Below are 15,853 nucleotides of genomic sequence, written 5' to 3' on the forward strand. Positions count from 1 at the left end.
GGGAAGCGGCGCGGGTCGCTGCCGGTGGTTTTCATCCAGTAGCGCTTGGCATCCTGTTCCCAGCCCGGCGTGGGGAAATTCCGGTTCAGGTCGACGCCGTTGGCGTTCACGCGCTGCGGCTTCGACGCAAGCAGGCCGTCCGGATTGACGACCGGCGCAACGCGCCAGTGGAAAGCCTGCGCCGGCGGCGTCTGCAGCAACTGCATCCATTCGAAGACGATTGCCGCTGCCGTCAGTTCATCGCCGTGGATACCGCCCAGCAGCAGTACGCGCACAGGCTCGCCCTGCTTGCCGTGTTTTGCAGCCGGGATGGAGCGCATCAGTATGGGAAAACCGTTGCGCGAGGAAGCGCCGGTCGGCTGCAGTCCGCTTTTCTGGCAGGTCGCCGCATTCACGCCGGGAAGCCTCGGCGTCAGCCGCTTGCACCATTCGGCCTGCTGGGCCGCGGTGGCGGGAGCGGCGAACGCGGGGACACATGCTGCCGCAACCAGCAGCGCGATGGCTTTGCGAATCAATCGCACAATAACGTCATCCAATGAAATCGGGCCTGCACGAGAAATTACTCGAAACAGGCCCGTTGCGCCACTGCCTGCAAAAGCAGGCGTAGCGGTGTTACTACAGACCGGCGGCGGCGCGCAATGCGGCTGCCTTGTCCGTACGCTCCCACGAGAATTCCGGCTCTTCACGGCCGAAGTGGCCGTAGGCGGCGGTCTTCGAATAGATCGGACGCAGCAGGTCGAGCATCTGGACGATGCCTTTCGGACGCAGGTCGAACAGTTCATGCACGAGGACGGCCAGCTTGTCGTCGCTGATCACGCCGGTACCGAACGTGGTGACCATGATCGATGTCGGTTTGGCAATGCCGATTGCATAAGACACCTGGATCTGGCAGCGCTTGGCCAGGCCGGCGGCGACGATGTTCTTCGCCACGTAACGGCCGGCGTAGGCGGCGGAACGGTCGACCTTGGACGGATCCTTGCCGGAGAATGCGCCGCCACCGTGGGGAGCTGCGCCGCCGTAGGTGTCGACGATGATCTTGCGGCCGGTCAGGCCGCAGTCACCCTGCGGGCCGCCGATGACGAAACGGCCGGTCGGGTTGATCAGGTAGCGGGTGTTCTTCAGCCACTCCTGCGGCACCACCGGCTTGATGATTTCCTCGATCGCGGCTTCTTCGATCGCCTTGTGCTCGATGTCCGGGCTGTGCTGGGTGGACAGCACGATGGTGTCGATCGCAACCGGCACGCCGTCGACGTACTTCAGCGTGACCTGGGACTTCGCATCCGGACGCAGCCACGGCAGGCGGCCGTCCTTGCGCAGTTGCGACTGGCGCTCGACGATGCGGTGCGAATAGTAGATCGCAGCCGGCATCAGTTCCGGCGTCTCGTCGCAGGCATAACCGAACATCAGGCCCTGGTCGCCGGCGCCCTGGTCGAGGTCGATGCCCTTGCCTTCATCCACGCCCTGCGCGATATCCGGCGATTGCTTGTCGTAAGCGACCAGCACGGCGCAGCTCTTGTAGTCGATGCCGTAGTCGGCATTGTCGTAGCCGATGCGCTTGACGGTGTCGCGTGCGACGCTGATGTAATCGACGTTGGCGGTGGTGGTGATTTCGCCGGCGAGGACGACGAGGCCGGTGTTGCAAAGAGTTTCAGCCGCGACGCGTGCTTTCGGGTCCTGTGCCAGGATGGCATCGAGGATGGAATCGGAAATCTGGTCCGCGACCTTGTCGGGATGACCTTCGGAGACGGATTCGGAAGTGAAGAGATATTCGTTTGCCATTGCAGGCTCCTGTAATGATGATTGCTGACCATGTCGCGGCCAAACATTCAATTCGAGCCTGCGACGCTTTAGCGAGATTTGTATTCCGCCTCGCAAGTTGTCGTGTTAACTCGGCGGGTACAGCAATATGATATTTTACGCGTCTTCCAAAGTTTCTCAACATTTCCCATTGACTAATTGATGCTTGTCAGACTTTTTCACCTGCTTTCCGTCATGCCGCTCCCCGTCCTGCATGGCTTCGGTGCGGTCCTGGGGTGGATGGTCTATCTGGCATCGCCATCCTACCGGCGGCGCATGAAAGACAACATCACCCGCGCTGGTTACGCAGGTTCGCTGCCATCCGCCATCGCTGAAGCGGGCAAGAACATCCTCGAGCTGCCGTTCGTCTGGTGCGCCCGGCCCGAACGCGTGCTGAAAACCGCACGCATTGAGGACTGGGAAGTTGTGCAATCGGCGCTGGATGCAAAGCAGGGAATCATCTTCCTGACGCCGCACCTTGGCTGCTTCGAAATCCTGGCGCAAAAAGTGGCTTCGATCACCCCTGTCACGGTCATGTACCGCCCCCCGAAGAAATCGGCGCTCAAGCCGCTGGTCGAGGACGCGCGCCGGCGCAACAACCTCGGCCTTGCACCGGCGACGCTGTCGGGCGTACGCCTACTGCTCAAGACGCTCAAGCAGGGCAACCTCATCGGCATCCTGCCCGATCAGGTGCCGCAGGAAGGCGAAGGCGTATGGGCCGATTTTTTCGGCAAGCCCGCGTACACGATGACCTTGCCGGCCAAGCTGCAACAGATGACCGGGGCACCGATCATTCTCTCGTATGCGGAACGCCTCCCGGGCGGCAAGGGCTATGTGCTGCGCTTCGCGCGCTTCGACGGTGACATGACAGGCACGCCCGCCGACCAGGCGCGCGCGATCAATGCCGGCATGGAAGCGCTGATCGCACACTGCCCCGCGCAGTACTTCTGGAGCTACAACCGCTACAAGGCCCCGGACGGCATCGCGGGCCCAGGGGAGACACAATGAGGCTGCTCCTTGGGGTAATGTGGCTGCTGCACTGGCTGCCGCTGCCGCTGCTCGCGCGCATCGGCGAAGCAGTCGGCTCGCTGCTTTTCCTAGTCGTGAAATCGCGCCGGCACATCACGCTGACCAACCTGCGCCTGTGCCTGCCCCAGCTGTCCGAGGAAGAACGCCGGTCGATCGCGAAGAAGCATTTCCAAGCGTATGCGCGCAGCGTGCTGGAACGCGCCATCCTCTGGTGGGCGCCGGAAGCGCGCCTGCACCGCCTGATCCAGGTCGAGCCACGCGTGCCGCTCGATACCATCCAGTCGGGCCCGACCATCCTCCTTTGCCCGCATTTCGTTTCGCTGGATGTGGCCGGCGTTGCGGTCGTCCTGGAAACCAACCTGTGCTCGATCTACACCAAGCAGCAGAACAAGGTGTTCGACGAAGCACTGCGCAAGGGCCGCTCGCGCTTCCGTCCGGTGCGGCTGTTTTCGCGCGGCGAAGGCGTCAAGCCGATCATCCGCGCGATGCGCGAAGGCCTGCCCTTCTTCATGCTGCCGGACATGGATTTCGGCGAGAAAGATGCGGAGTTCGTGCCCTTCTTCGGCATCCCGGCCGCGACGCTGACAGCACCGGCGCGCATTGCCGGAGCAACAGGGGCGAAGGTCGTACCGGTCATCGCCACCTATCTGCCGAATTACCGCGGCTGGAAGGTCAGCTTCCATCCTGCCTGGGACAACTACCCCGGCGACGACATTACGGCGGCGACGCGGCGCATGAATGCCTTTATCGAAGACCGCGTGATGGAAGCACCGGCAGAATACTTCTGGGCGCACAAGCGCTTCAAGACGCGTCCGCCGGGCGTGCCAAGCGTCTACGCAAAGTTATAATCGCTGGCATGAAACTCAAATTCACAAAAATGCACGGCGCCGGCAATGATTTCGTCGTCATCGACGCGATCAACCAGGATGTCCGGTTCACTCCCGAACAGTGGAAGCAGCTGGCCGACCGCCGCTTCGGCGTCGGCGCAGACCAGATGCTCGTCGTCGAAAAGCCGTCCACCGACGGCGTGGATTTCCGTTATCGCATTTATAACGCCGACGGCGGCGAGGTCGAACAATGCGGCAACGGCGCACGCGCCTTCGTGCGCTTCGTGACCGAAAAAGGCCTGACCGGCAAGCGCGCGATCAAGGTCGAGACCATGTCCGGGATCATCGAACCACGGCTGGAAGCCGACGGCGGTATCACCGTGGACATGGGCGCGCCCATCCTCGAACCGGAACGCGTGCCCTTCGACGCCTCCGGATTGCAGGGCAAGGCCGAAGGTACCGACACGCTCTGGCCACTGGACGTCAACGGGCAGACAACCTGGATTTCCGTGGTTTCGATGGGCAACCCGCATGCGGTACAGGTGGTTCCCGACGCGCAATCCGCCGCCGTCCACCAGGACGGCCCGGCGATCGAGCACCATCCGCGCTTCCCCAAGCGCGTCAATGCCGGATTCATGCAAGTCGTCGACCGCCATGCGGTGAGGCTGCGCGTCTTCGAGCGCGGTGCGGGCGAAACGCTGGCCTGCGGCACCGGCGCTTGCGCGGCCGTCGTTGCCGGCATCCGCCGCGGCCTGCTCGACTCGCCGGTCAGGGTCACCACACTCGGCGGTGAACTGTCGATTGCCTGGGCCGGCCCGGGTACCTCCGTCATGATGACCGGTCCGGCCGTCAGCGTGTTCGAAGGCGAAATCGAGATCTGATTCCCTCCTCCACAGGCCGCCCGGTGCCTGTGGAGAAAAAGCCACACTCCCTCCTGCCTGTCCTTTGACCAATTTCTCGCAGGCGTCGGTCCGATAGCCTATGCTGAATAGACACAGACCTTGGAGAACCATCCTGACCGGGAGCCAACATGCAACGGCCGTTACTTGTCATTGCAACATGTGGTGCGCTTTCTCTCACAACCGGCGCTGTTTCAGCCCAGACATCATTGACGCTGTACGGCATCGTGGATGCCGGCGTGGTCTATGAACGGGGCGGGCCGGCCGGCAACCTGACCAAGCTGACGAGCGGCGTGCAGTCCGGCTCGCGGCTGGGCTTCAAGGGCATGGAAGACCTCGGCGGCGGCCTGGCAGCAAAATTCAACCTGGAAACCGGGTTCAATACCGATACCGGCGGACTCGGACAAGGCGGACTGCTGTTCGGACGCCAGGCTTGGGTAGGGTTGGGCGGCCGATGGGGCGACCTCAGCTTCGGCCGGCAATACACGCCGCATTACGAACTCCTCGATCAGGTCGATCCATTTGCCACCGGGCTCGCGGGCAATGCAGCGAACCTGACGTCGACCACGCCGCGCATGAACAACACTATCAAACTGGCAACTCCGGACTGGAGCGGTGTGTCGGGTGAGCTGGCATACGGCTTTGGCGAGGTCCCCGGCAACAATACCGCCAATCGTCAGCTGGGCGCATCCCTTGGCTATGCCAGGGGACCGCTGATGTTGAAAATCGCCCACCACCGTATCGAAGACGGCACCGGCAGCGATAATGCACGTAGCACCCTCATCGGCGGCAAGTTTGATTTCGGCATGGCGGCAGCCAGCCTCGGTGTCGGGCTGAACCACGGCGCAGGCGGCACCGACAATCGCGACTACATGCTGGGCGTCACCGTGCCTGTCGGCGCGGGCGCCGTGCTCGCATCCTTCACGCGCAAGGACGACCGCAGCGGTCTGAATGCAGGTGCAGACCAGTGGGCGCTCGGCTATACCCATGCGCTGTCGCGGCGCACGAATGTCTACACCTCCTTCGCCCGCATCTATAACGATCCGGGTGCCGGCTTCACTGCGGGCAACGCGAGCGAGCCGGGATCGGGCGACAAGGCATTCAACATCGGCATCCGGCACAAGTTCTGACGCGGCGCGGCGCCTGATTTATTGACCGATCCATGCGGCAATGCGGCATCGTTGTCGGGTAAAATCACGGCTTGGCCCAGACCTCCACCGCGCATATGACCTCCCAACTGGATTCCAACGCCGTTGCCGATTTCCTTTCCGACAATCCGCATTTCTTCGAAGAGCACAGCGAACTGCTGGGCAGGGTCAAGCTGACCAGCCCGGTCGCCGGCCGTGCCGTGTCGCTGCAGGAACGCCAGATGGAAGTCTTGCGCGACAAGATCAAGACGCACGAGCTGCGCCTGGCTGAACTGCTGCGCATCGCGCAAGAGAACGACGACATCACCCATAAATTCCACCAGTGGACGCACTCGCTGCTGCTGGCCCGTAACGACGTCGATATCGCGCACACGCTGGTAAACGGTTTGCAGACCATCTTCGGCGTGCCGCATGCCACGCTGCGCCTCTGGGGCGTGGCGGAAGAATTCGCGCATACCTGGTTCGCCGCGGAGGTATCCGAAGACGCCAAGCTCTTCTGCAACAGCCTGACGACGCCTTACTGCGGACCTAACCAGGATTTCGAAGCGGCGTCCTGGCTCGATGAAGCGGAAACCGTCCGCTCGATCGCGATGCTGCCGCTGCGCGTGACCGGCGCGCCTTCCGCCTTCGGTCTGCTGGTGCTCGGCTCGCCCGACCCGCAACGCTTCACTGCCGACATGGCCACCGACTTCCTGTCGAAGATCGGCGAAACCGCGAGCGCTGCCCTGACCTGCCTGCTGGATTAAGTGAGCAACGAGAACAACCGGGCGCAAGTCGCCCGCTATCTCGAACACCTCGAAAAGCAGCGCCAGCTGTCGCAGCACACGGTCAGCAATTACGGGCGCGACCTGCAGGAATTCCTCGCCTTCGCCGACGCGATCCCGAGCCGTCCGGCACTCAGCTCGATCACGCAATTCCACATCCGCAAGCTCGCGGCACAAATGCATGCGCAAGGGCTGAATCCGCGCTCGATCGCGCGCAAGCTGTCGGCGTGCCGCGGCTTCTTCGACTGGCTCGCGCACGAGGAAGGCATTGCGGCCAACCCGGTCGACGGCGTCAAGGCGCCCAAGCGCGACAAGCCCTTGCCCAAGGCGCTCTCCGCCGATGATGCAGTGCGGGTGGTGTCGGAAGCGCGCCCCGGCCGCGATGCGCAATCCGCCAGCGAGCTGTGCAACCGGGCGATGTTCGAACTGCTGTATTCGAGCGGCCTGCGCGTGTCGGAACTCGCCGGGCTGGACGCGCACTATGCAAGGGAAGCGAACTACGAATCTGCCGGCTGGCTGCACATGGACGAGCACGAAGTCGAAGTCACCGGCAAGGGCAACAAGCGGCGCCGGGTCCCCGTCGGCAAGCCGGCGATGGAAGCCCTCGCCGCCTGGCTTGCGGTACGCGGCGCGCTGGTGAAGCTCGACCCGCATCCGCTGTTCCTGACCGAACGCGGCACGCGCATGTCGCCGCGCGTGATCCAGCTGCGGCTGAAGGCGCATGCGCAGGCGCTGGGCATACCGGCCAATGTGCATCCGCACGTATTGCGGCATTCGTTCGCGACACATGTGCTGCAATCGTCCGGCGACCTGCGGGCGGTGCAGGAAATGCTGGGCCATGCGTCGATCGCCGCGACGCAGGTGTACACCTCGCTCGACTTCATGCGCCTGGCGCAGGTATACGACGCCGCCCATCCGCGCGCGAAGAAATCAAAGACTGAAAAATAAACATGCTGACCATCACCCTGAAACCCGGCAAGGAAAAAAGCCTCCTGCGCCGCCATCCCTGGATTTTCCCGACCGCCATCGACCGCATCGAGGGCAAGCCGGAAGAAAAGAACAAGCCCGGCGCGACGGCGCTCGTGCGCTCGGCGACCGGCCAGTTCCTGGCGCGCGCCGCGTTCAGCCCGAAATCGCAGATCCGCGCGCGGGTCTGGAGCTTCGACGAAAACGAACCAATCGACCACGCGCTGATCAAGCGCCGCGTGAAGAAGGCCATCGCCTACCGCATGCAAAGCGTGCGCGACACCGATGCCATTCGCCTGATCTTCGGCGAGGCGGACGGCTTCCCCGGATTGGTGGTGGACTGGTATGCGGGCAAGCAGGGACACCTCGTCTGCCAGTTCCAGTCGGCCGGGGTGGAAGCATGGAAGGCGCCCATCGTGCAGGCGCTGATCGCGGAGACCGGCTGCCCGAACGTCTATGAACGCTCCGACGCCAGCGTGCGCGAACGCGAAGGCCTGCCCCTGGTTACCGGCGCGCTCGCGGGCAATGAACCGCCTGAAGAGACGCTGGTCACCGAGAATGGCGTGCGCTACGCGGTGGATATCAAGACCGGCCACAAGACCGGCTTCTACATCGACCAGCGCGACAATCGCCGCCTGGTGATGGAGCATGCCGAAGGACGCGACGTGCTCAACTGCTTCTGCTACACCGGCGGGTTTTCGCTGGCTGCGCTGAAGGGCGGCGCGAAGAGCGTGGTATCGATCGATTCCTCGGGCGAAGCGCTGGCCATCGGCAAGCGCAATGTCGAGCTGAACGGCTTCGACCCCGCGCGGGCGGAATGGTGGGATGCCGACGTCTTCAAGACCTTGCGCGCACTGCGCGAGCAGGGCAAATCCTTCGACCTGATCGTGCTCGATCCGCCCAAGTTCGCCGCCTCGCCGGACCAGGTGGAACGTGCGGCGCGCGCCTACAAGGACATCAACCTGATCGGCCTGCAGCTGCTGCGCGAGGGCGGGCTGCTGTACACCTATTCCTGCTCGGGGGCGATCAGCGCGGACCTGTTCCAGAAGATCGTCGCCGGCGCAGCCAACGACGCAAAGGTCGATGCGCGCATCCTGCGCCGCCTGCACGCCGGCGTAGACCACCCGATGACGACCAGCTTCCCCGAAGGCGAATACCTGAAAGGCTTGATGCTGCACAAGCCCTGAAGAACATGAGGTTGCCGTCGCATCAATTTTTGCAACTCGATTGCAAATTTGCGTCATAATTTTCCATCATGACCCTGATGGCAACACCCAGATGAGCAGCAAAGCCAGGCCGGAAGCACCGGCGAACCCGAAACAGTCCGACTCCACCACGCGCGCGGAAGCACAACTGCGCGGCGCCTCGGTGCGCATCACGGATGCGCGGGTGAAGGTGCTGGCGGCGCTGCTCGACGCGGAGCGGGCGTTTTCGCACCAGGATGTGCAGGAAGCGTTCGCCGACATGGACCGGGTCACACTCTACCGCGCGCTCGACTGCCTGACCGATGCCGGGCTGGCGCACAAGATCGCCGGCGACGACCGCGTATTCCGCTACAGCGCGGGCGCCGAACACGGCAGCGAGCCGCATCACCAGCACGGACATTTCAAGTGCACCCGCTGCTCGCGCGTGTTCTGCCTCGACAGCATCGCGGAAGCGGAAACCCTGCAGAACGCCCTGCAGCAATCGCTGGGCAAGGGCTTCCGCAGCCACGATATTGAATTCACGATCAAAGGATGGTGCGCCGACTGCGCCAGCTGAACCCATGACTCTCGTTCCCGCAACCATACTCACCGGCTTCCTCGGCGCCGGCAAGACCACGCTCCTCAACCGCATCCTGCGCGAGCCGCATGGCCACCGCATTGCGGTCATTGAAAACGAGTTCGGTGAAGAAAACATCGACAACGAAATCCTGGTCCAGGACAGCAACGAACAGATCGTCGAAATGAGCAACGGCTGCATCTGCTGCACCGTGCGCGGCGACCTGATCCTCGCGCTCGGCACGCTGGCGCAGAAACGCAATGCCGGCGAACTCGACTTCGACCATGTGGTAATCGAAACCACCGGCCTTGCCAACCCGGGCCCGGTCGCGCAGACCTTCTTCATGGATGACGAAGTCGCCTCGCATTACATGCTCGACGCCGTGATTACCGTCGTCGACGCCAAGCATGCGATGCAGCAGCTCGACGAGCATGAAGAAGCCCAGCGCCAGGTCGGTTTCGCCGACCGGCTGCTGCTGTCGAAGACCGATCTCGTCAGCGCCGATGATGTGGATGCCCTCACCTCCCGCATCAAGCGCATCAATCCTCGCGCGCCGATCCGCAAAGTCGATTTCGGCCAGATGCCGGTCAATGAAGTGCTGGACCTGCGCGGCTTCAACCTCAACGACAAGGTCGAGATCGATCCGGATTTCCTGGCCGAGGAAGAGCACGAACACCACCATGAATGCGGCGAGCATTGCGGCCACGACCATCACCACCACGGCCACCGGCATTCGAACCATACGGATGAAATCGCAGCCTTTGTCTTCCGCAGCGACCGTCCCTTCAACACCGCCCGGCTGGATGAATTCCTGGGCAGCCTGGTGCAGGTCTTCGGCCCGCGCATGTTGCGTTACAAGGGCGTGCTGTGGATGGAAGGCGCCGACCGCAAGGTGGTTTTCCAGGGCGTGCACCAGTCCATGGGCACCGACATTGGCGCGAAATGGACCGAGGGGGAAGCACGCGGAAGCAAAATGGTGTTTATAGGAAAGAATCTCCCGAAAGAAACATTTATTAGCGGTTTGGAACAGTGTTTGGTATAAACTACCCAACATGTATTGACGTAGATTCAAGCAGTGGAGGTAGTCGTTTGGCAAATTGCGCGGCTGATAGCCGTACGCGACGCCCGATGGTATCCAAGCCTGCCTGAGAACGGCAGGAAAGGTTTTCGGGCACGGATCAACGGTCGGGCGCTTCATAATAATGAGGGGACCATGAACGCAACCGTGACAAGATCCGCCACCAAGAGCACATCGGCAAAAAGCGTCAGCAAGACGGCGGCAAAGACCGCTGACCCGGCAAAAGGCAAGACTTCCGCCGTGCCGGCAACCCAATCGATCCTGAAAGCGGTTGCAGGAAAAGTGGTGAAAACCGTCGCCAACGCCCTGAAACCCGCCACCAAAACTGCCTCTTCGTCACTAAAAGCCATTGCCAAACAAGGTAAAACCACGGTAAAAAGCAGTGTTAAACCTTCGGCAAAAACAAACGCCAAAGGAGCTACCGTCGCAAAAGCAATACCGGCCGCAACCCGGGCAGCCGCCGCAAAGGGCGCTGTACCGAAAGCGGCCAGGGGAGCAACAGCATCGAAGCAGGCTGCGCAGAAGAAGACTTCGAGCCAGAGTTCCAAGGAGACATCCGGCGCAAGCATGAGCGGAAGCAATGTCAGCGCCGGGTTAACAGATACAATGGAAAAACCCGTAGTTTCGAAAGTAAGCGAAGTGGCTACCAAAACAACTAAACCGACCGCCGCCCCAGCTGAGGGCCGACTGCTCACCGAAGAGGAAATCCTCAAGATGAGCGACAAGGACTACATGAACGAGGCGCAGCTTGCCTTCTTCAAGGCGCGATTGCAGCAGCTCGAACGCGACCTGCTGAAGAACGCCGGCGAAACCACGGAACACCTGCGCGAAACCGTGCTCGTTCCCGATCCTGCCGACCGCGCCACGATCGAGGAAGAACACGCGCTGGAACTGCGTACCCGCGACCGCGAGCGCAAGCTGCTGAAGAAGGTCCAGCAAGCCATCGTCAGCATCGACGCTGGCGAGTACGGCTGGTGCGAAGAGACCGGCGAGCCGATCGGCATCCCGCGTCTGCTGGCACGCCCGACCGCGACGCTGTCGCTCGAGGCACAACAGCGCCGCGAGCTGAAGCAGAAGCTGTACGGCGACTGACACGCCGGGCTTCGCCGAAACGACAAGCGCACGATCCTTCGTGCGCTTGTTTGCTTTTGGGGCGCCGGAATCCACGGCACTCTTCCTGCCCGGCCACTATATAATGCAACTATGTTGCAAATATCCGGCATCACCTACCGCTATCCGAACGCCACGGGCCAGCAATTGTCCGTGCCTGCGTTTTCCCTCGCCCGGGGCGAGCATGCCGTCATCCTCGGCCCGTCGGGCTGCGGGAAGTCGACCCTGCTGCACCTGCTGGCGGCCATCCTCACCCCGCAGCAAGGCGAATTGCGTGTCGCCGGCACGGACCTGCGCACGCTGTCGCCACGCGCCGCCGATGCCTGGCGCGGCAGCACTGTCGGCTTCCTGCCGCAGAAGCTGGCGCTGGTGCCCAGCCTGAGCGTGCGGGAAAACGTGCTGATGGCCGCCTATGCCAACGGCCGCCATGCCGACCGCACGCGCGCGGATGCCGTGCTTGAAGCGCTCGGACTCGGCGAGAAGGCCAACGCCAAACCGCACCAGCTCAGCCAGGGCCAGCAGCAGCGTGTCGCCATTGCGCGCGCGCTGTTCAATCATCCCGCCCTGCTGCTGGCCGACGAGCCTACCGCCAATCTCGACGATGGCGCCTGCGCCGTGGCGATCGGGCTGCTGACCACGCAGGCAGAGCAAAACGGCGCATCGCTCGTCATTGCCACCCACGATGCCCGCGTGCTGGCAGCCCTGCCCGGCGCCAACCTGCTGCGCCTTGGCCGCACTGCGACGGAGGCCGAATGACCCGCATCAATGCCTTCACGCTGGCCCTCAAGTCCCTGCGCCACAAGCCGCTGTCGACCGCGGTCAACCTCGTCCTGATGGCAGTCGGAGTCGCCATGATGTCCTTCGTGCTGTCGGCCTCGCAGCAGCTGGAAGAACGCGCATTGCGGGATGCAAACGGGATCGACCTGGTGGTCGGGGCCAAAGGCTCCCCGCTGCAACTGATCCTGTCCTCGATCTATCACATCGACATCCCGACCGGGAACATTCCGCTCGCGACAGCGGCAGATCTTCAGAAGAACCGCATGGTGAAGAAAGTCATCCCGCTGGCGCTCGGCGACAGCTTCAAGGGTTTTCGCATCGTTGGCACGACGTCCGACTACATCGCGCACTACAGCGGCGAGATCGCACAGGGAAAAATGTTCGATGCGCCCATGCAGGCCGTTCTCGGCGCACAAGCGGCCGCCAATACCGGACTCACGCCTGGCGGGCGCTTCATCGGCTCGCACGGCATTGCGGGCGGAGGCGACGGCCATGGCGACGCGCCGTTCACCGTCACCGGCGTGCTCAAACCGACCGGCTCCGTACTCGACCGTCTCGTGCTGACGCCGGTGGAATCCGTCTGGCACATGCACGAAGGACACGGCGCAAGCCATGACGAGGAAGAAAAGGACGGGATGGATGAAGAGCGCGAATTGACCGCCCTGCTGGTCCAGTACGCATCGCCGCTGGCAGCCGCAATGCTGCCGCGCGCCGTCAACAGCCAGCCGGGGCTGCAGGCCGCCCAGCCGGCCTTCGAATCGGCCAAGCTGTTCCGCATGCTTGGCGTTGGCGTCGACGTCCTGCGCGGCATCGCGGGCATCATGCTGCTGTCGGCAGCGCTGTCGATGTTCGTCGCGCTCTACAGTGCGCTGGAAGAGCGCAAAACCGACCTGGCCATCCTGCGCACGCTCGGCGCGCCGCCGCGCAAGCTGCTGTCGCTGCTGCTGGTGGAAGGGCTCTTGCTGGCGTCCGCGGGGGCGGCGCTGGGCTGGCTTGCCGGCCACGCCGCACTAGAGATCCTCGGGCGCACGATGTCCGATGGCCAGAACTTGACGTTGGACGGCTGGCATGTCGCACAAGCGGAAGCATGGCTGGTTCCGGTCGCCCTTGCCATCGGCTTCACTGCCGCCTTGCTGCCGGCGCTGCGGGCTTATCGTACCGACATCGCTACCACCTTGTCTCACTGAATCCGGGGAGAACGTTTTGGTGCGCCCGCTGTCCCTGTTACCGTCTGCCGCAAGGCGTAGAATTCCTGCGTATCCAGGTCATTTTTTTGGAGGTGTCATGAAGGGATCATGGCGTTATTTGTTGATTGCCGCGCTCGCCGCTCCCATCCTTGCTGGTGCACAGGCCGGGCCGGGTGCCAGCCACGTCCCGCCGCCGAACGCGCCGCCGCCGCCAATGCAGCCGCTGCCAGAAATCAAGGGTGTGGTGTCCTGGAACACGCTGGCCAAGGTCAAGCAGATCAAGACCAAGGACCGCATCCTGCCCGAGTTCGCAAAAGAGATCACTGCCCTCGACAATACCGAAGTCAAGATACAGGGCTTCATGATGCCGCTGGAACCGGGCGAGAAGCAAAAGCATTTCCTGATCTCGCTCACCCCGCAAAGCTGCTCGTTCTGCCTGCCTGCCGGCCCCGAAGGCGTGGTCGAAGTAAAGAGCAAGACGCCTGTGAAGTACACCTTCGAGCCGGTCGTTTTGTCGGGCAAGATGACCGTGCTGAAGGATGATCCGATGGGCCTGTATTACCGCCTCACCGAAGCCGCGCCGGTCTCTCTGAAATAAGACCCCGTCCCCGCGTGTACTTTCATTCGGGATTGCAGCTAGAGGACGACTGTCTCGATTGCACAACGCGCGCCCAATGCGGAAGTGCGCTATTCGAACAGTTCGCGCGAGGTATTCGACACTTTAGACCTCGGTGATACGGCATTGGAAAAAGAGCGTTCCTGCAAGACATCCGGCTGCCAATGCCGGTATTGCCGAATGTTGCGCTGCAACCTGGACATTACATCGTTGCCGGCATTCGCACACGTTTCTCAACGTGCTTGCCAGCATGCTGCCAGTTTGACAAATGCAAGTTGAGTCGTTGTAATGGCAAGCCGGTATGCTATTTGTGTTACCTTAGAAATCCGCCCTGTGCCTCCGGCGACGGGGCGCAGAACAGCCATCTCAGGGAAAACGTGGGGATCTTTTCGCTTTTCGGTAAGAAGGACAGCCGCCAGGCCAAACCTGCGGACAAGGACTCTGCCCGCGGGAAGAAACCGTCAGGTACGCAACAAGTCGTCAACAAGACGACGACCACCTCAACGACCCGTGTGCCGACTGTCAAGCGCGACGCCAAGACAGCCCTAGCCACTGCCCTGAAGATCGACGCCATCGAATCCGAAATGTCGTCCGAGTTCGTCAGCATCACGACGCAACAACCGACGACGCAGCAAAAGAAGCCTCCCCCCTCTGCACCGAAGCCTGCGCCGCAGCAGGACAAGCCACGCGCCGAGGCTGAAAAGACGGCACCGCCCGTACCCGAGATCTCGCAGCAAGCACCCGCCGACATGGGCACCACCACCGACTTCCTGCTCGACGGCCAGAGCGCCATCGTCGACATGGCGACGCCGGCATCCGATGCCGCAGCCGTGATCGAGGAAGCGGCGATCATGTACGCGAACGGCCAGGCAGTCGTCGTCGAGCACACGCTTCGCTCGGCCATCGAGGAAGACATGCTGGGCGACCTCACGCGCACCGCGTGGCTGATGCTGTTCGACCTGTACCAGATCGGCGGCAAGAAACAGGAATTCGAAAACCTGTCCATCGACTTCGCGAGCAAGTTCGAAACCTCGCCGCCGGGATGGATCGAAAATGCGTGCGAGGCCACGCCTTCCGCGCAAGCCGCGACGCCGCTGGTGCCATTCGCGGGCAAGCTCGACGGCAGCTGCGTCAAGCATGTCGAACGCGCGCTGAAGCTTGGCGAGAATTACCGTGCATTGCGGCTCGAATTCGCAAAGGTGACGGAAGCCACGACCGAAGGCTGCACCCTGCTGCTCGGCCTGTTTCGCAAACTGCAGAAAACCGAGCACGACCTCATCCTCGTCGGCGCACCCGAATTGGCCACGCGGATTCGCGCCATCATCGAGACCGGCCGCCGCGACGACACCGAGGACGCCTGGCTGCTGCTGCTCGAAATCCTGCGCCTGCTGAACCAGGAAAAGGAATTCGAGGAAACCAGCATCGACTACTGCATCACCTTCGAAGTTTCGCCGCCCGCCTTCGCCGCGCCGAAGAGCAAGGTCACTACGGCGAGCACCGAAGCCACCCAGAAAGCGATGGAAGGTTTCCCGATGCCGTCCGTGGTCGAAGGACGCATCGACAACCTGATCCTCGCGATCGCCGCCTATTCCGACGAACACAGCCCCGCTGTCATCGACTGCTCGAATCTTAACCGCGTCGATTTCAATGCGGCTGGGCGCCTGCTGACCGGTTTGGGGCCGTTTTGCGGCGCGGGCAAGGTCATCGAATTCCACCACGTCAACCACCTCGTTTCTGAACTGTTCAACGTCATCGGCCTGAAGGACGTCGCCCGCATCGTTCCGCGGAAGAACTGAACCACCGCGCTTTTTTGTCGCCCGGTCGGCTTGTAATCCGGCACCCTGCCCTCATCTGCGGTTGAATACCCGAACACCCCGTTGCCGATGCGCATTTC

Annotated in this window: 17 protein-coding genes; 14 read left to right on the forward strand and 3 right to left on the reverse strand. The window is 62.6% G+C overall.

Annotation, left to right across the window (positions count from 1 at the left end):
• The coding region (locus AYR66_RS00035) for a M14 family zinc carboxypeptidase (protein ID WP_234814627.1) at window positions 1-521 on the reverse strand (521 nt) is incomplete at its 3' end.
• Between the two features lie 94 nt (window positions 522-615).
• The gene (gene metK, locus AYR66_RS00040; RefSeq protein ID WP_088705791.1) at window positions 616-1,779 is read right to left on the reverse strand and encodes a methionine adenosyltransferase; all 1,164 of its coding nucleotides are present in this window, start codon (window positions 1,777-1,779) and stop codon (window positions 616-618) included.
• 180 nt (window positions 1,780-1,959) lie between these two features.
• On the opposite strand from metK, the gene AYR66_RS00045 reads away from it, so the two are divergent.
• The 9 genes from AYR66_RS00045 (at window position 1,960) to AYR66_RS00085 (ending at window position 10,233) form a co-directional block, all read left to right on the forward strand.
• Complete coding sequence (locus tag AYR66_RS00045; RefSeq protein ID WP_088705792.1) at window positions 1,960-2,805, forward strand: lysophospholipid acyltransferase family protein; 846 nt, start codon at window positions 1,960-1,962, stop codon at window positions 2,803-2,805.
• Window positions 2,802-3,674 carry an LpxL/LpxP family acyltransferase gene (locus AYR66_RS00050; RefSeq protein WP_088705793.1) on the forward strand — a complete coding sequence of 291 codons (873 nt, stop codon included), beginning with the start codon at window positions 2,802-2,804 and terminating at the stop codon, window positions 3,672-3,674. The genes AYR66_RS00045 and AYR66_RS00050 overlap by 4 nt, the downstream gene beginning before the upstream one ends.
• A gap of 8 nt (window positions 3,675-3,682) precedes the next feature.
• Complete coding sequence (gene dapF / locus AYR66_RS00055; protein WP_088705794.1) at window positions 3,683-4,534, forward strand: diaminopimelate epimerase; 852 nt, start codon at window positions 3,683-3,685, stop codon at window positions 4,532-4,534.
• A 149-nt stretch (window positions 4,535-4,683) separates the two neighbouring features.
• The gene (locus AYR66_RS00060) at window positions 4,684-5,682 is read left to right on the forward strand and encodes a porin (RefSeq protein ID WP_088705795.1); all 999 of its coding nucleotides are present in this window, start codon (window positions 4,684-4,686) and stop codon (window positions 5,680-5,682) included.
• A 95-nt stretch (window positions 5,683-5,777) separates the two neighbouring features.
• On the forward strand, window positions 5,778-6,446 hold the full coding sequence (locus AYR66_RS00065; protein WP_088709523.1) for a DUF484 family protein: 669 nt from the start codon (window positions 5,778-5,780) through the stop codon (window positions 6,444-6,446).
• Window positions 6,447-7,412, forward strand: coding sequence for a tyrosine recombinase XerC (gene xerC, locus AYR66_RS00070; RefSeq protein ID WP_088705796.1), 966 nt, complete (start codon window positions 6,447-6,449; stop codon window positions 7,410-7,412). It abuts the gene before it with no gap.
• A 2-nt stretch (window positions 7,413-7,414) separates the two neighbouring features.
• Window positions 7,415-8,617 carry a class I SAM-dependent rRNA methyltransferase gene (locus AYR66_RS00075; RefSeq protein WP_088705797.1) on the forward strand — a complete coding sequence of 401 codons (1,203 nt, stop codon included), beginning with the start codon at window positions 7,415-7,417 and terminating at the stop codon, window positions 8,615-8,617.
• Window positions 8,618-8,708: 91 nt separating this feature from the next.
• Window positions 8,709-9,191 carry a Fur family transcriptional regulator gene (locus AYR66_RS00080; RefSeq protein ID WP_088705798.1) on the forward strand — a complete coding sequence of 161 codons (483 nt, stop codon included), beginning with the start codon at window positions 8,709-8,711 and terminating at the stop codon, window positions 9,189-9,191.
• Window positions 9,192-9,195: 4 nt separating this feature from the next.
• Entirely contained in the window at window positions 9,196-10,233 is a 1,038-nt protein-coding gene (locus tag AYR66_RS00085) for a CobW family GTP-binding protein (RefSeq protein WP_088705799.1), read from the forward strand.
• Between the two features lie 152 nt (window positions 10,234-10,385).
• On the opposite strand, the gene AYR66_RS00090 is transcribed toward AYR66_RS00085, so the two are convergent.
• A complete protein-coding gene (locus AYR66_RS00090) occupies window positions 10,386-10,817 on the reverse strand; it encodes a hypothetical protein (RefSeq protein WP_141103986.1) in 432 nt (143 codons plus the stop codon).
• 58 nt (window positions 10,818-10,875) lie between these two features.
• Here AYR66_RS00090 and dksA point away from each other — a divergent pair, with 58 nt between their 5' ends.
• From dksA to AYR66_RS00115, 5 genes are all read left to right on the forward strand, one after another.
• The gene (gene dksA / locus AYR66_RS00095) at window positions 10,876-11,361 is read left to right on the forward strand and encodes an RNA polymerase-binding protein DksA (protein ID WP_088705801.1); all 486 of its coding nucleotides are present in this window, start codon (window positions 10,876-10,878) and stop codon (window positions 11,359-11,361) included.
• A 111-nt stretch (window positions 11,362-11,472) separates the two neighbouring features.
• Window positions 11,473-12,135, forward strand: a complete 663-nt coding sequence (locus AYR66_RS00100; RefSeq protein WP_088705802.1) for an ABC transporter ATP-binding protein — start codon at window positions 11,473-11,475, stop codon at window positions 12,133-12,135.
• Complete coding sequence (locus tag AYR66_RS00105) at window positions 12,132-13,343, forward strand: ABC transporter permease (RefSeq protein WP_088705803.1); 1,212 nt, start codon at window positions 12,132-12,134, stop codon at window positions 13,341-13,343. The genes AYR66_RS00100 and AYR66_RS00105 overlap by 4 nt, the downstream gene beginning before the upstream one ends.
• Window positions 13,344-13,440: 97 nt before the next feature.
• On the forward strand, window positions 13,441-13,941 hold the full coding sequence (locus AYR66_RS00110) for a DUF3299 domain-containing protein (RefSeq protein ID WP_088705804.1): 501 nt from the start codon (window positions 13,441-13,443) through the stop codon (window positions 13,939-13,941).
• Between the two features lie 395 nt (window positions 13,942-14,336).
• Window positions 14,337-15,755: an STAS domain-containing protein gene (locus tag AYR66_RS00115; RefSeq protein ID WP_088705805.1), complete on the forward strand. Its 1,419-nt coding sequence runs from the start codon at window positions 14,337-14,339 to the stop codon at window positions 15,753-15,755.
• Window positions 15,756-15,853: the final 98 nt, after the last annotated feature.

Source organism: Noviherbaspirillum denitrificans (assembly GCF_002211445.1).
Classification (GTDB): domain Bacteria; phylum Pseudomonadota; class Gammaproteobacteria; order Burkholderiales; family Burkholderiaceae_D; genus Noviherbaspirillum; species Noviherbaspirillum denitrificans.

Excerpts from the sequence above, each read along its gene's own strand:
- AYR66_RS00060 (WP_088705795.1), top strand. The coding sequence starts at position 4,684 with ATGCAACGGCCGTTACTTGTCATTGCAACATGTGGTGCGCTTTCTCTC.
- AYR66_RS00045 (WP_088705792.1), top strand. The coding sequence starts at position 1,960 with ATGCTTGTCAGACTTTTTCACCTGCTTTCCGTCATGCCGCTCCCCGTC.
- AYR66_RS00080 (WP_088705798.1), top strand. The coding sequence starts at position 8,709 with ATGAGCAGCAAAGCCAGGCCGGAAGCACCGGCGAACCCGAAACAGTCC.
- dapF (WP_088705794.1), top strand. The coding sequence starts at position 3,683 with ATGAAACTCAAATTCACAAAAATGCACGGCGCCGGCAATGATTTCGTC.
- AYR66_RS00075 (WP_088705797.1), top strand. The coding sequence starts at position 7,415 with ATGCTGACCATCACCCTGAAACCCGGCAAGGAAAAAAGCCTCCTGCGC.
- dksA (WP_088705801.1), top strand. The coding sequence starts at position 10,876 with ATGGAAAAACCCGTAGTTTCGAAAGTAAGCGAAGTGGCTACCAAAACA.
- AYR66_RS00100 (WP_088705802.1), top strand. The coding sequence starts at position 11,473 with ATGTTGCAAATATCCGGCATCACCTACCGCTATCCGAACGCCACGGGC.
- AYR66_RS00105 (WP_088705803.1), top strand. The coding sequence starts at position 12,132 with ATGACCCGCATCAATGCCTTCACGCTGGCCCTCAAGTCCCTGCGCCAC.
- AYR66_RS00050 (WP_088705793.1), top strand. The coding sequence starts at position 2,802 with ATGAGGCTGCTCCTTGGGGTAATGTGGCTGCTGCACTGGCTGCCGCTG.
- AYR66_RS00110 (WP_088705804.1), top strand. The coding sequence starts at position 13,441 with ATGAAGGGATCATGGCGTTATTTGTTGATTGCCGCGCTCGCCGCTCCC.
- metK (WP_088705791.1), bottom strand. The coding sequence starts at position 1,779 with ATGGCAAACGAATATCTCTTCACTTCCGAATCCGTCTCCGAAGGTCAT.
- AYR66_RS00085 (WP_088705799.1), top strand. The coding sequence starts at position 9,196 with ATGACTCTCGTTCCCGCAACCATACTCACCGGCTTCCTCGGCGCCGGC.
- AYR66_RS00065 (WP_088709523.1), top strand. The coding sequence starts at position 5,778 with ATGACCTCCCAACTGGATTCCAACGCCGTTGCCGATTTCCTTTCCGAC.